This is a genomic window from Winogradskyella litoriviva (genome assembly GCF_013249065.1).
Lineage (GTDB): Bacteria > Bacteroidota > Bacteroidia > Flavobacteriales > Flavobacteriaceae > Winogradskyella > Winogradskyella litoriviva.
In genome coordinates, this window is record NZ_JABRWQ010000001.1 from 397,518 (window position 1) to 413,576 (window position 16,059).

The 16,059-nt window shown below is 31.5% G+C and carries 10 protein-coding genes; 6 read left to right on the forward strand and 4 right to left on the reverse strand.

What is annotated here, in order from left to right; all coding sequences use genetic code 11:
• Positions 1-46: 46 nt before the first annotated feature.
• From HNV10_RS01640 to HNV10_RS01655, 4 genes are all read left to right on the forward strand, one after another.
• The gene (locus tag HNV10_RS01640) at positions 47-3,487 is read left to right on the forward strand and encodes a hypothetical protein (protein WP_173299586.1); all 3,441 of its coding nucleotides are present in this window, start codon (positions 47-49) and stop codon (positions 3,485-3,487) included.
• 59 nt (positions 3,488-3,546) lie between these two features.
• The gene (locus HNV10_RS01645; protein ID WP_173299587.1) at positions 3,547-3,936 is read left to right on the forward strand and encodes a hypothetical protein; all 390 of its coding nucleotides are present in this window, start codon (positions 3,547-3,549) and stop codon (positions 3,934-3,936) included.
• 66 nt (positions 3,937-4,002) lie between these two features.
• A complete protein-coding gene (locus HNV10_RS01650; protein WP_173299588.1) occupies positions 4,003-8,322 on the forward strand; it encodes a CusA/CzcA family heavy metal efflux RND transporter in 4,320 nt (1,439 codons plus the stop codon).
• A gap of 2 nt (positions 8,323-8,324) precedes the next feature.
• Entirely contained in the window at positions 8,325-9,452 is a 1,128-nt protein-coding gene (locus HNV10_RS01655) for an efflux RND transporter periplasmic adaptor subunit (RefSeq protein WP_173299589.1), read from the forward strand.
• 101 nt (positions 9,453-9,553) lie between these two features.
• Here the strand turns inward: HNV10_RS01655 and HNV10_RS01660 are convergent, their stop codons facing one another.
• Together HNV10_RS01660 and HNV10_RS01665 are read right to left on the reverse strand one after the other, a co-directional pair.
• Positions 9,554-11,092, reverse strand: coding sequence for a glycine--tRNA ligase (locus HNV10_RS01660; protein ID WP_173299590.1), 1,539 nt, complete (start codon positions 11,090-11,092; stop codon positions 9,554-9,556).
• Positions 11,093-11,169: 77 nt separating this feature from the next.
• On the reverse strand, positions 11,170-12,075 hold the full coding sequence (locus HNV10_RS01665) for a hypothetical protein (RefSeq protein WP_173299591.1): 906 nt from the start codon (positions 12,073-12,075) through the stop codon (positions 11,170-11,172).
• 88 nt (positions 12,076-12,163) lie between these two features.
• Here HNV10_RS01665 and HNV10_RS01670 point away from each other — a divergent pair, with 88 nt between their 5' ends.
• Positions 12,164-12,823, forward strand: a complete 660-nt coding sequence (locus tag HNV10_RS01670; RefSeq protein WP_241695438.1) for a ComF family protein — start codon at positions 12,164-12,166, stop codon at positions 12,821-12,823.
• A 56-nt stretch (positions 12,824-12,879) separates the two neighbouring features.
• On the forward strand, positions 12,880-14,490 hold the full coding sequence (locus HNV10_RS01675) for an Ig-like domain-containing protein (RefSeq protein WP_173299593.1): 1,611 nt from the start codon (positions 12,880-12,882) through the stop codon (positions 14,488-14,490).
• On the opposite strand, the gene HNV10_RS01680 is transcribed toward HNV10_RS01675, so the two are convergent.
• Together HNV10_RS01680 and HNV10_RS01685 are read right to left on the reverse strand one after the other, a co-directional pair.
• The gene (locus HNV10_RS01680) at positions 14,474-15,256 is read right to left on the reverse strand and encodes an amidohydrolase (RefSeq protein WP_173299594.1); all 783 of its coding nucleotides are present in this window, start codon (positions 15,254-15,256) and stop codon (positions 14,474-14,476) included. The genes HNV10_RS01675 and HNV10_RS01680 overlap by 17 nt on opposite strands.
• Before the next feature lie 116 nt (positions 15,257-15,372).
• Positions 15,373-16,029 carry a hypothetical protein gene (locus HNV10_RS01685; protein ID WP_173299595.1) on the reverse strand — a complete coding sequence of 219 codons (657 nt, stop codon included), beginning with the start codon at positions 16,027-16,029 and terminating at the stop codon, positions 15,373-15,375.
• Between the last annotated feature and the right edge of the window lie 30 nt (positions 16,030-16,059).

Genomic DNA, 16,059 nt, shown 5'->3' on the forward strand with positions numbered 1-16,059 from the left:
GTTTTAACGATAAAATATTTTTTACTTTAAGCAGTTATAACTTTACATGAAAATTGCTACTTCCTTTCTATTAATTCTATTTAGTTTTTTGGGCTTTTCCCAAGAACAGAATAGTGTTTTTAGACAAAAGAAAATAGCCGTAAAAGATTCTATTATCATTGACTCAATGAGTATTAATCCTTCAAGATTCATTGTTAAAACTAAAGAGAATATAATTATAGATTCTACTTTGTATACTGTAGATTTTGCAAAAGCTATTTTACGCTTTAAACAACCTACGGAAATTGACACTATAAAAATAGAGTATTTGCGCTATCCTCAATTTCTAACTAAAGTATATAAACAATTAGATAAAGATGTCATTGTACAACGTTCTTCAGAATTTAGAAAACTATATCAACTTCAAAATACATCTAAAAAAAACACCTATACACCTTTTGATGGTTTAACAACATCAGGCAGTATCTCTAGAGGAATTACCATTGGCAACAATCAAAATTCAGTGTTAAATAGTGAACTCGATTTACAGATTTCAGGTAAACTAAGCGATAAAGTATCACTAAGGGCATCCATACAAGATGCTAATATTCCGTTGCAAGAAAGTGGCTATTCCCAACGTTTAGATGAGTTTGACCAAGTTTTTATTGAGTTATTTAGTGATGATTGGAATATAAGAGCTGGTGATATAGACCTCATTGACACTAAAAGCTATTTTGCCAATTTTTCAAAACGCGTTCAAGGTTTATTGGTTAATGCTAATTTAAGCGATAAAACTTCTGTTTTTGCTTCTGGTGTATTAGTTAGAGGTCAATTTACTACAACGCAATTTACAGCACAAGAAGGTAACCAAGGTCCATATAAGTTAAGCGGCTCAAATAATGAATTATACGTTCTTATTGTTTCTGGTAGCGAAACTGTTTACGTTAATGGTGTGCCTCTAGAACGTGGCGAAAACAATGATTATATTATAGATTATAATGCTGGTGAAATTATTTTTAACTCTACATTTCCTATTACTTCCGAAATGCGAATTACAGTAGATTACCAATTTAGTGAACGTAACTATTCTAGATTTACAGTTTTTGGCGGTGCAAATTATAATACGGATAAACTAAAACTAAAAGTATCTGTCTATTCTGAAAGCGATGCCAAAAATCAACCTTTACAACAAAATTTATCTACAGAACAAACACAAATTTTAGCAAATGCTGGTGATAACCAAGATTTAATGATTGCGCCTTCTGCATCATTAACTTCTTATTCTGATAATAGGATTTTGTATAAAAAAGAACAATTAGGTACTGAAGAGATTTTTGTATTTTCAAATAACCCAGAAGACGAATTGTATAGTGTTAGTTTTACATTAGTTGGTGATAACCAAGGTAATTATGTGTTAAGCAACACCAATGCTATTAATAATATTTACCAATATATTGCTCCAATAGCAGGAGTTCCACAAGGAAATTACGATCCCATTACCCAACTTGTTGCACCAGAACGTTTACAAATTGCAGTACTTAACGGACAATTTAAACCTTCTGAAAAAACAGATGTCTTTTTTGAATTTGCAGGAAGTAAAAAAGACGATAATTTATTTTCAAATTTAGACGATGGAAATAATGATGGTTATGCCGGGAAATTAACCTTGAAACAAAAGTTAATACATTCTGATAGCCTTTGGAATTTATCTGCTTCTGTTGATGCAGATTTTATACAGAAGAATTTTAATTCTATTCAACGTTTATATAGAGCAGAATTTAACAGAGATTGGAATTTAGACACCTCTGAATCTACAGGCGAGCTTATTGATTATGGCAATCAATTATTATTTTCTTCAGGTTTACGATTATCTCACTCCAAAAAAGGAATTGTTAGTTATAATTTTGAACATTTAAATTTTTCTGAAAACTTCAATGGAAACAGACATAGTGTTACTACCAATTTGCGTTTAGGCGATTTTACTATATATTCAAATTCAAGCTTTTTAAACAACGAAAGTTCCATCCATAGTTCTAAGTTTTTAAGGTCTTTTAATCGTCTGGTATATGGCAAAAATAATAAATGGTCTGGTGTAGAATTTAAAACCGAAGACAATGAACAGCGCTCTAAAACAATTAATGAATTAACTGAATTAAGTCAAAAATTCAATTCTTATGAGGCCTTTGTTGGTATTGGAGACAGCACCAAAGTTTATGCAGAAGTTGGTTATATAAAACGCTTTAATGATAGTTTAAGAAATAATAAAGTAGAACGCGTTAATAGCTCTAATACCTATTACTTAAAATCGAGATTAATTCAAAATAAAAACACAACGCTTCAGTTATTTGCAAATTATAGAGATTTAAAATCCGAAGATAATACTGTAGAAGACGAGCAAAGTCTGAATAGCAGATTGAATTTTAATCAAAAATTATTCAAAAACCTCATCATTTTAAACACTAGTTTCGAGACCAATTCCGGAACCTTAGCACAGCAAGATTTTACGTATGTAGAAGTTGAAGCAGGCCAAGGTGCTTACACATGGATAGATTATAACGAGAACAGCATACAAGAACTAGATGAGTTTGAAATTGCTCAATTTGCAGACCAAGGCAGTTATATTAGAGTGCTTTTGCCTAACCAAGTTTATTTACAAACGCACCAAAATCGATTTGGGCAAACCATGACAATAAATCCACAACCATGGCGTGTTTCTAAAAATAAATTCAAACAATTTTGGTCCCATTTTTATAACCAGGCGTCATTTATTGTAGATAGTAAAAAGTTTAAGAATGGTAGTTCTTTTAATTTAAATCCCTTTGAAGCCTTAAAAAAAGATTTAGACACTGAAGATTTTGCGTCCTTAAATTATAGTGTAAGAAATGTGTTGTTTTTTAACAGAGGGAAACAGCGTTATACAACGTCTTATACTTACTTAACTAATAAAAGCAGAAATCTACTATCTATAGGATTTCAACAAAATGAAACCAACAGTCATCAGCTTAATTTCAATCATAAATTCAACACAAATTGGCTATTTAACACTTTAGCAAGTATAGGAACAGAAGAAAGTAGAAGTGAAAATTATACCACCAGAAATTATACGTTAGACAATTATCAAATTAAACCCAAATTAAGTTATCTCTTTAATGAAAACGCACAGTTTGATATCTTTTATCAATTCTCTTCTAAAGAAAATACAATGGAAAGTTTTGAAACCTTAGCACAGAATAATTACGGATTTTCATTTACGTATAACAATGCACAAAAGATAGCATTGACAGGCGAATTTAATCTATTTCAAAATGAATTTGAAGGAGATACCAACACTCCTGTTGGTTACCAAATGTTAGAAGGTTTACAAGCGGGAAAAAATTACACTTGGAATGTATTAGCTCAAAAAAAACTGACTAAATACTTAGATTTAAACCTTAATTACTTCGGAAGAAAATCTGAAACTTCTAAAACCATACATACAGGTACAGTTCAGCTAAAAGCGTATTTTTAAGCGATTTGTAACCAATATCACATTTCATAAATTCGAAAATTTGTATCTTCGTTAATGTTATGGGCAAATTAGTGGCTTTTTCATATTCATTTTTAATTCTTATTCAGAGTTTCAATTTTAATTTAGAGGATTTCTCTAAAATTAATACATTGATTGAGCATGCTCAGTATCATAAGGAAAAGTATGGTGATACATTTTTTGAGTTTTTAGCAGAACACTATGGCGACAATAAGGATGACCATGAAAATGAACACGAAGAGCATAAAGATTTACCATTTAAAGACGCTCAGCACATGCTATCTCACACAAATACATCGTTTATAAGCGTTGATAATCACTTCGATTTTCAGTATTCCATATTTGTAGAAATACCATTTAATTTTCATTACGAAGAAACGTTTACAAGCTTCGAGAATTCTTCCTTTTTTCATCCACCCAAACACACATAATTCACTTTAGATTTAATCCTGTTTTTTTTTTAAATCAGGTATTCATTATTTCTTAATTTTTGAATTATGTTAGAATACATCATAAAATTTAGCTTAAAAAATAAGCTAATTATTTTTCTGTTTACCGCCTTTATTATTGGTTTTGGTATTTTTTCCTTAACCCAAATTCCTATTGGTGCAGTTCCAGATATCACCAATAATCAGGTACAAGTTATAACAACATCTCGTAATTTATCTACACAAGATGTGGAGCAATTTATTACCTATCCTGTAGAATTGGAAATGGCAAATTTACCTGGTGTTGAAGAAATTAGGTCTGTGTCTAAATTTGGGCTATCAGTAGTTACCATTGTTTTTGCAGATGATATGGGAACTTTTCTTCCAAGACAACTCATTGCCGAAAAAATAAAGTCAGCTTCAGAGAAAATCCCTGAAGGTTTTGGTAGCCCTGAAATGGGACCAATTACCACAGGTTTAGGCGAAATTTACCAGTATATTTTAGACGTAAAACCTGGTTACGAAAACCGTTACTCACCAACTGAACTTAGAACTATTCAAGACTGGATTGTAAAGCGTCAACTATCAGGTATTCCAGGTGTGGTAGAAGTAAATACTTGGGGCGGATTTTTAAAACAATATGAAGTTGCCATCAACCCAAACAAACTCAATGCCATGAGTATATCGGTTTCGGAAATTTATGAAGCCTTAGAAAGAAACAACAGTGTTGCAGGTGGTGGCTATATAGAAAAAACAGATGAAGCCTTCTTTATTAGAGGTGAAGGTTTGGTAAAATCGCTTGAAGATGTAGGCAACATTGTAGTTAAAAATGAGGGAACACCAATTTACATAAAAGATATTGCTAAAGTCGGATTTGGCAGTGCAACACGTTTTGGTGCCATTACCGGAAATGGTGAAGGCGAAAAAGTACTGGGACAGATTATGATGCTAAAAGATGGTAATTCTAAGGCTATTATTGATGCTGTAAAAGAACGTGTCGCTTCTATACAAAATAGTTTGCCAGAAGGTGTTTTTATCAATGGCTTTTTAGAACGAAGTGAACTTATAAACAAAACCACATTTACAGTCTCTGAGAACTTAATTCTAGGCTCGCTAATTGTCATCTTTGTAGTGGTTTTATTATTAGGGAATTTACGTTCTGGATTGGTAGTTGCTTCTGTGATTCCGCTTAGTTTATTATTTGCTATTTCCTTAATGAATATCTTTGGCGTTGATGCCAATTTAATGAGCCTTGGTGCTATTGATTTCGGGATTATTATAGATGGAGCCGTCATCATTGTAGAGTTTATTGCGTTCAGAATTATTACACAAAGCGCAAACCTAAAAGCACTCACAAAAGAGGCAAAACAAGACGAAATTGATACAATTACACTAAAAAGTGCCTCAAAAATGATGAATTCTGCCATTTTTGGGCAATTAATCATTTTAATAGTTTTTATTCCAATCTTATCCTTAAGTGGTGTAGAAGGCAAAATGTTTAGACCAATGGCACTCACTTTCAGCTTTGCTTTAATTGGCGCTATGCTTTTGTGTTTAACTTATGTACCTGTTGTGGCTTCGTTATTTTTAAAACCAAATAAACCAAGTGATAAAAATGTATCTGTACGCTTAATGAAAGCTTTAAATTCATGGTATAAACCGTCTATTAATTGGGCTTTGCATCACAAAAAAACAGTGATAGGTTTAGCTACCATTTTATTAGTCTCTAGCTTTTGGATATTTAGCAGAATGGGTGGCGAATTTGTGCCAACATTAGATGAAGGTGATTTTGTAATTCAACCTGTTTTAAAAACAGGAACATCACTAAGCAAAACCATTGAAATTACCACTAAAATTGAGCAAATACTATTAGATAATTTTCCTGAGGTTGACCAAGTGGTAAGTAGAATTGGTGCTGCAGAAGTTCCAACAGACCCAATGTCTATGGAAGAAAGTGATGTAATTATAAAACTAAAACCAAAAAAAGAATGGGTTTCCGCTAAAAGCAAAGATGAGTTAGCGGATAAATTTAAAGAAGCGTTGGCTATAATTCCAGGTATGGAAGTAGAATTCACCCAACCTATCGAAATGCGTTTTAATGAACTTATTACTGGTGTAAGAGCAGATGTTGCAATTAAAATTTTTGGTGAAGACTTATCTGTATTAGCAAATAAGGCAGATGAAATAAAATACTTAATTCAAAATGTAGAAGGTGCCTCAGACATTATCATTGAAAAGGTTGAAGGTTTACCACAAATGAGCGTGACTTTCAACCGAAGTAAAATAGCACGTTACGGATTAAATATAGCTGATGTCAACCAACTCATTACAATGGGTTTTGCTGGTAAAACTCTTGGTAATGTATTTGAAGGCGAAAAACGCTTCGATTTAGTGATTCGTTTAGATGAAAAGAATCGTCAAAATTTGGAAAGCTTGCAGAATTTATATGTCGATACGCCAAGTGGCAATAAAATTCCACTGAGTGAATTAGCAGACATAAAATATACGACTGGACCGGCAAAAATATCTAGAGATGATACCAAACGCCGTATAGTGGTTGGTATCAACGTAAGAAACCGAGATTTGCAATCGGTTGTGGATGATGTAAGGGCTATAATTGACAGTAAACTAAAATTACCAGTAGGTTACACCATTACTTATGGTGGACAATTTGAAAATTTACAAAGCGCAAAAGCGCGTTTAACCGTAGCAGTACCCATTGCATTGGCCTTAATTTTTCTTCTACTCTACTTTGCTTTTGGTTCCATAAAAGAAGCTTTATTAGTGTATTCTGCAATTCCTCTTTCGGCAGTCGGAGGTGTTCTATTATTATGGTTGCGAGATTTACCTTTTAGTATCTCAGCAGGTGTTGGTTTTATTGCACTGTTTGGGATTGCAGTACTTAACGGTATTGTTCTCATTGAGCATTTTAAAGAACTTAAAGAAGAAGGTATAGATGATATTGAAGAACGCATAAAACGCGGTACTGCAGAACGACTTAGGCCTGTTTTATTAACAGCCGCAGCTGCCGCTTTAGGTTTTTTACCAATGGCAATATCTACTAACGCAGGTGCAGAAGTACAACGTCCTTTAGCAACTGTGGTTATTGGAGGTTTAGTCACTGCAACCGTCTTAACACTTATAGTTTTACCAGTATTATATGCTTGGTTTGAAGAAAAAAAAGAAATTAAAATGAATAAAACAGCCAGCATTACAGTTATTGGATTCTTTTTTATACTGAATATAAACGCTCAATCTCAACTAACTGTAGAACAAACCCTAGAATTAGCCATTGAAAACAATGCGAGTTTAAAAGCGTCTAATTTACAAATTGAAAAAAATGATGCTTTTATTGGTAGTGCTTTTAGTTTTGATAAAACATCTGTGTATTATAATTACGATGAAAATAATATTGCCATAAATAATGAACCCTTAAAAGTGTTTGGAATTGCTCAAGATTTTAAATTCCCAACGGTCTATTTTGCCGAAAAAAAGGTAAATAAAGCCATGATGAATTTAGAGGAAGCCAAATACAATATGCAATTTCAACACGTTAAAAAGATAGTTTACTCTAGTTATTATCAATTAAGTTATGCCAAACAAAAAGCAGAGACGTATCGGTTTTTAGATAGTCTTTATCAAGATTTTGCCAAAAAAGCAACACGACGATTTGAACTTGGTGAAACTAATTATCTCGAAAAAATTTCAGCAGAATCTAAACAAAAGCAACTCGAAACACTTTACAAACAAGCTTTACAAAATGTAGAATTTTCAAAAGAACAATTAAAAGCAATTGTACAAGTTGACAGCTTAGAAATTGTTGACAAAGATTTGGGGAAATTAGAATTGCACAATCATTCTCTTCAAAATAATTCTGGGTTACAATATTTTGAAAATGCCAAAAACTATCAAAATGCTGTTTACCAATCTGAAAAACAGAATTTACTACCAGACCTTAATTTTGAATATTTTCAAGGTACCAACGACCAATTAAATTCTAATATAAAAGGTTATCAAGTCGGACTAAAAATTCCTTTGTTATTCTTTGGGAATTCTTCTAAAATAAAAGCGTCTAAAATTGCAAAAGAAATCATATCAGAACAACAAAAAGACTATGAAGTACAGTTAAATTCTGAATACAAATCACTTTTAACCACCTTAAAAAAGTATGATGAATCTATTAAATATTACTATACACAAGGCAAACGCTTAAAAGATGAGATTATAAAAACAGCAAACAGAACTTTTAAAGAAGGTGAAATTGACTTTTTTCAATATATACAAAGCATAGAAACTGCTACAGATATTGAACTCACCTATTTAGATAATTTAAACGCTTATAACCAAACGGTCATCAACATTAACAACCTTATTTTAAAAATATATTAATCATGAAAAACCTATATATACTGCTTTTTACATTAGTTATTACGGCTTGTGGAAACAATAAAACTAACGATACAGAGGTTGTAGCGACAGAAACAGATTCTAATGAAATTATTGTTACTAAAGCACAATTTGAAAGTGAAAATATGGCTTTTGGAACCATACCAGAATTCAATTTTAACGAGAGTATTAAAGTCAACGGAATGATTGATGTTCCACCTCAAAACAAATCTAGCATTTCTACTTTTATTGGAGGTTACATAACCCAAACGCCTTTACTTGTAGGAGACGAAGTAAAAAAAGGGCAGCTTTTAGTATCGCTTCAAAATCCTGAATATGTTGAAATTCAACAAAATTATTTAGAAGTTGCAGAGCAGTTAAACTACCTTAAATCTGAATTCAATAGACAAAAAACCTTGTATGATGAAAAAATAACTTCAGAGAAAAATTACCTCAAAGCCGAAAGTACTTATAAAAGTAATTTGGCTCATTATAATGGGTTACGTAAAAAATTACAAATGATGAATATTAACCCTAAACAAGTAGAGCAAGGTAAAATCACATCGAGTATAAATATTTATGCACCTATTGAGGGCTTTGTTACCAAAGTAAATATCAGTAACGGAACGTATGTATCACCAAGTGATGTGATATTAGAAATTGTTGATACAGACCATATTCATTTAGAATTATCGGTTTTTGAAAAAGATATAATGAAGGTTAAAAAAGGGCAAAAAATACAATTTAAAATCCCTGAGGCTTCAGATGAAACTTTTGGTGCAGAAGTTCATTTAGTTGGCACTACAATTAACGATAAGAATAGACAAGTACAGGTTCATGGCCACGTAAATAATGATGAAAATAATTTTATAGTTGGCATGTTTGTAGAAGCTGAAATTATTTTTGAAAGTGCCAGAAAAATGGGATTACCAAAAGAAGCTTTAGCAATTTTAGAAGATGGCACTTATGTTTTAGCATTGGTTGAAGAAAAAGACAATTCATTTCAACTAGAAAAAATAAAACTAAGCATTGGTAAAACTTCTGAAGATGCAGTAGAGGTTTTAAATTCAAGTGAATTAAAGAATAAGAAAATATTGACAAAAGGGTTAGGCATGCTTATAACTGGTAATTAATTATTCAGCTTTTTATAAAACTAATAGCACAAAAAAAAACGCCTAAACTTAATTGTTTGGGCGTTTTTATAATGAGATTCCTGCTTTCGCAGGAATTAGTGTTACATCTTCTGCAGCCAATGTTTCACATCAACCTCAGCCTTTATAATAGCTTTTAAGTCTTCAATTTTAACACGTTTTTGTTCCATAGTGTCTCTATGACGAATAGTAACTGTGTTGTCCTCTAATGTATCATGATCTACTGTAATACAAAATGGTGTTCCGTTGGCATCTTGTCTTCTGTAGCGTCTTCCAACAGCATCTTTTTCATCGTAATCTACATTAAAATCCCATTTTAAATCATCAACAATTTTCTTAGCAACATCTGGCAAGCCATCTTTTTTAACTAAAGGCAAAATAGCTGCTTTTGTTGGTGCTAAAACTGCTGGTAATTTTAATACCGTTCTGGTTGTATTATTCTCTAATTCTTCTTCAACTAAAGCCTTAGAAAATACAGCTAAAAACATTCTATCTAAACCAATAGACGTTTCAAGCACATAAGGCGTATAGCTCGCTTTCTCTTCATGGTCAAAATATTGTAATTTTTTACCTGAAAATTCTTCATGTTGTTTTAAATCGAAATCAGTACGAGAGTGTATGCCTTCTAATTCTTTAAAACCAAATGGGAAGTTAAACTCAATATCGGTGGCTGCATCTGCATAATGTGCAAGTTTTTCGTGGTCATGAAAACGGTAATTATCTTCTCCCATACCTAAAGATAAGTGCCACTTTAAGCGTGTTTCTTTCCAATAATCAAACCATTTTTTTTGTGTACCTGGTTTAATAAAAAATTGCATTTCCATTTGCTCAAACTCACGCATTCTAAAGATAAATTGTCTTGCAACAATTTCATTTCTAAAGGCTTTTCCTGTTTGTGCAATTCCAAAAGGAATTTTCATACGTCCTGTTTTCTGAACGTTTAAGAAATTTACAAAAATACCTTGCGCTGTTTCTGGTCTTAAATACAAATCCATTGCAGAATCTGCAGAAGCACCAAGTTTAGTACCAAACATTAAATTAAACTGCTTAACGTCTGTCCAGTTTCGACTTCCGCTTAACGGACAAGCTATTTCTAACTCTTCAATTAACGCTTTTACATCTGCCAAATCTTCTTTTTCTAAAGATTGCCCTAAACGTTTTAATATGGTATCTATTTTTTCTTGGTAACCCAGAACTCGTCCATTAGTAGACAAAAATTCTTCTTTATTAAAGGCATCTCCAAAACGTTTTTCAGCTTTTTTGACTTCTTTATTAATTTTTGCCTCAATTTTAGCACAATAATCTTCTACTAAAACATCTGCTCTATAACGTTTTTTAGAATCCTTATTATCAATTAAAGGATCGTTAAACGCATCTACGTGACCAGAAGCTTTCCAAGTGGTTGGATGCATAAATATTGCAGCATCAATACCTACAATATTATCGTGCATTTGTACCATGGCTTTCCACCAATAGTCTCTTATATTTTTCTTTAATTCTGCTCCATTTTGAGCATAATCGTATACTGCGCTTAGTCCATCGTAGATTTCACTACTCTGAAACACGTAACCATACTCCTTTGCGTGAGAGATTACTTTTTTAAATTGATCGTCGTTTGCCATAATACTGCAAAAATAGAAAACCGCTCTGATTAACAGAGCGGTTTTTTAAAAATTATGTAGTTAATTGTTTTCTTACTTTAATTTAACTCAATACTTGTACCTCCTAATTTATCATTTCTATGAAAAACATTAATAAAATAGTAGCCTTTTTGAAAAGGTTTGTCATCTGAATCTGCCAAAATTTCCGTACAAATTTCTAAATTTTGGTTTTTATAATCAATTATTTCCTTTTTACTATAAATTAAAGAAGAACTACCAAATTGAACTTCTCCTTGATCTGAAACTACATTACCATCTGGCCCAACAATTTGTATGTAAATATCTTTTTTACCTTTTGATGTTAACGGGTTTTCATTTAAAGTTATACAAACATCTATTGCATTAGCTCGTTTTGCGCGTTCTGTTAATCGTTTTTTACCCGATTTTAATTTATAAGATTGCGCAATGAGATGACTCGCTTTTAAAACGGCAGCTTTATCTATTGATATATGTAAAGAATCATTAGCGGCTACTAAATTAAGGTTAGACTTTTCTAGGCCGTAAATTTCATGTTTATTCTTCTCTATAGTATTTAAAGCATTTTGATTCTCTGACTGCAATTTAATATTTGCAGAATTCAAAGAATCTATAGTACGTAGTAGCACTTTACTCTTAGACTTTAAAACTATAAGTTGATCTCTAAACTTAGTGATAATTGATAAATCACTATTTAATAATCTTAAAGAATCTAAGGCATTCCTAGTTTCTAGTTTAGCTTCTTGGAGCTGTGAAGCCATAAGATTATAGTCTTTGCTTAAATCATCGTAACTTGATAATAATTCTGATAGTTCTGTTTCTATCAAAGCTTTTTCTTGTTTTAAGAACGCCTCGTAGGATTCATTAGACCTATAATTACTATAACTATATATGCCTAAAACAGTTAAAACGATTACTAAAGAACTTATAATTAATCTGTAGTTAAATAATTGAGGGTTAACTATCATTAATATTTTTCTTAATTTAATGCGAAATTAGAATTATTTATATAGCACTATTACTTTAATCGATTAAGTGATGAAAAACTTGTTAAACTTGATATTTCCTAAGGTTTGTGAAGCTTGTAACCATGCTTTATCAGACAATGAAATAACTTTATGTACGTCTTGTAGGCATCACTTACCTGTTACTAATTATCATTTTAGTAATGAAGAAGCTGTAAAAAAAGTACTTTATGGACGCGTTAAATTAGAAAACGCTACAGCACTATTACACTTTTCAAAAAAAGGAATTGTACAGCAAATTCTACATAATTTAAAGTATAGAGGTCATGAAGACATCGGTGCTTTTTTTGGAAAATGGTTTGGGACAGAATTGGCAACGCTAACCAATTATAAATCTATTGATGTTATTGTACCTGTGCCTTTGTACAGAACAAAATTGAGGAAACGTGGTTATAATCAGGTAACAAAATTTGGTAAAGAAATAGCAAAAGCATTAAATGCAGAATTTAATGACTCTATTTTAATAAAAACTAAATCAACTAAAACACAAGTTTTTAAAGGACGTTTAAAGCGTTGGAATGACGATGGAGCTTTGTTTGACATTTCAGACAAACAACAATTAACAGGCAAACACATATTACTAGTTGATGATATTATCACAACAGGAGCAACCATTGAAGCTTGTGCTACCGTTTTGTTAAAAATTGATAATATTAAGTTAAGTGTTGCAACAATGGCAATTGCAGATTGATTTTTTCGTTTCTCATTAAATTATATTGTTTCTTTGTGCTAAATATTTTTGAATAGATGCGTTTACATTTAATGCCAATTTTAAGTTTTATTTTTATTGCAATAACTCTTTCGAGTTGCGCTAATCGTGGCACTCCAACTGGAGGAGAAAAAGACATTGCACCTCCAGAAATCACTCAATCGCTACCAGAAAACTTCTCTACCAATTTTAAAGGCGATGAAATTGTTATCCGTTTTAATGAGTATGTTAAAATTAAAGATTTACGTAAACAACTTATTATTTCGCCACCAATGGATACAGCTCCAGTTGTATCACCTGCAAGTGGTGCAAGTAAAGCTATCACCATTAAAATTTTAGACACTTTAAAAGCCAACACAACTTACGCTTTTAATTTTGGAGAAAGTATTGTAGATAATAATGAAGGTAATCCTTATCCTTATTATCGTTATGTTTTTTCCACAGGTAGCACCATCGATTCACTATCAGTAAAAGGTTATGTAGAAGATGCTTTATTAAATGAGCCTGATACTTTTATTTCTGTTATGCTATATGAAAAAGACTCTACCTATTCAGACTCTATTGTCTACAAAGAAAAACCTAGATATATTACAAATACGTTAGATAGTGTTACTACGTTTAGTATTGATAATATTAAAGCCGGAACGTACAAATTAATTGCATTAAAAGATAAAAATTCTAATTTTTTATTCAATCAGAAAAATGATAAAATCGGGTTTCATAAAGGATTTATAACTGTACCAACAGATTCTACTTATAAATTAAAACTATTTAATGAAAAGGTCAATTTTAAAGCTATAAAGCCAATACAAGATGGTGAAACAAGAATCATTTTTCCATATGAAGGTGATTATAAAAATATGCGAATTAACGTAATAGACAAAAAACCAGAAGGCTTTAAAACACGAATTTTAAAAGACCGAGAAACGGACAGCTTGTATTATTGGTATAAGCCAAAATTTGAAGTTGACACCACATTTTTCACGGTTACAAATGGAAAAAAAATTGATACTTTTAAACATCGATTTAGAACCATAAAAGGTGATTCATTAAAGTTAAAATCTTTAATTAATGGTGTAATTAGATATGAAGAAGACTTTGCGATAGAAGGCAATATTCCATTTTCAAAAATTGACACTACTAAGATTTCTATAATAGACAAAGACTCACTTAGAATTCCCGTAAAAGTCAAATACGATTCTATTTATAATACCTACAAATTCCCTATTGAAAAAAAAGAAGATCAAAAATATAACTTTACTATTCTGCCAGGTGCATTTACTGATTTTTATGACGGTATTAATAAAGATACTATGTCTTATTCTATTAGAACTAAAATGAAATCGGAATATGGTAATATTAGAGTTAATCTTAGAAATGCAAAATTGCCTCTAATTGTTCAGTTAGTAAACGCTAATGGCGAAGTTTTACATGAGCTTTACGCAAAAGATTCACCTATAGTAGATTTCACCAATTTAGTGCCTAAAAAATATGACCTACGGGTTATTTTAGACACTAATGGAAATCGGGAATATGATACCGGAAATTTCTTGCTAGGTATTCAGCCAGAAAGAGTTATTTACTCCGAACCTATAGAAGAAGTTAGAGCCAGTTTTGATTGGATAATTGATTTTAAATTTTCAGATTAAAATCATCTCTATCATTCAAAAAATTTAATTTTTCTCGATATTTTTTTATGGCACTTTTATCTAAAGTTACAATTTGAATAGCTTCTTCGTTTTCAGGTAAAGTATCTATTCTATTACCTAAAACATCATAAGCTGCTGAGTGACCAGAATACTCAAAATTGTTTCCGTCTAGTCCTACTCTATTGACACCAATACAATAAGTCATGTTTTCAATAGCTCTGGCTTTTAGTAAAGCATTCCAAGCATCAATTCTTAATTTTGGCCAATTAGCCACGTAGATTAACAAGTCATAATCTTCAATATTTCTAGCCCAAACTGGGAAACGCAAATCGTAACAAACCAATGGGCAAATTTTCCAACCTTTATAACTAAAAAGTACTTTTTCAGAGCCAGCTGTATAAACTTTATGTTCGCCTGCTAAAGTAAATGTGTGTCGTTTATCATAAGTGGTTATAGTACCCAAGGGTTCAACACAAACCATACGATTATAAAAGTTGTTGTTTTCAGAAACAACAAAGCTTCCCAAAATAGCCACCTGCTTTGCTTTAGCTAAATCTTTAAGCCAAGCTATGGTTTTGCCTTCCATAGTTTCTGCTACAGCTTTGGGATTCATAGTAAAACCAGAGGTAAACATTTCGGGTAAAACAATAAGGTCAACGTCAGCAGACATGGCATTGATTTTAGCCTCTAACAAACGTCTATTTTCTTCTGGGTTTTCCCAAACTAAATTAGTTTGAATGATGGCAACTCTTAAATCTGAATTCATATTATAAAATTACAAATTTGATTTTAAAATATGGCATAAAAAAAGCAAGCCAAAAAGTAATCACATTTATGAATTTACTTTTTAGCTTGCTACAATAATTTAAAGCTGGCTTATACTTACAGCTTTCTTTTTGCTTTAGTTACTTTCTCTGTAAGTTTATCAATTTTATCAAGCCATTTACTTTCGTCTTGAGGTGATAATTTCCCTTTTCTTTTTAACTTCGCGTACTTATTTTGTGCTTTTTCAAGATTGCTTTCTGCTTTCTCAAAATTACTTTGAAGTTTTTCTTTTTTCTTTATTTCCTTTTCGGCTTTTTTCTGTGCTTTTTCAGATTTTTTCTGTGCTTTCTCCGCTTTTTTAGTCTCTTTTTCTAATTTATCAGCTAACTCTTCCTTCTCTTTAATAGACTTTTCTTCAGCCTTTTTTGCTTTCTCAGCTTCTTTTAAGACTTTCTCTTCTGCTTTTTTAACCTTATCAGCTTCCAACTTAGCTTTCTCTTCAGCATCCTTAACTTTTTGTGCTTCTAACTTTGCTTTATCTGCTTGTTCAGCTTTAAGTTTTGTAGCTTCTGCTATCTTCATTTTTTCAGAAATTAAAGCAGCTTCCTTAAAAATAAAAGTTCTTTCTTCTAGCGTTAGTACTTGAGTAACATCAATGCCTTCAAAAAAGATTTTTTCATTTTTAACTTCATAGATTTTCCCATCTTTAGTTACCTCTTGCGCAAATGATGTAAGCGATAGACTTAAGAATAATAAGATGATATAATATTTCATTGTATTTATGTTTTTATTGTTCAATATTAA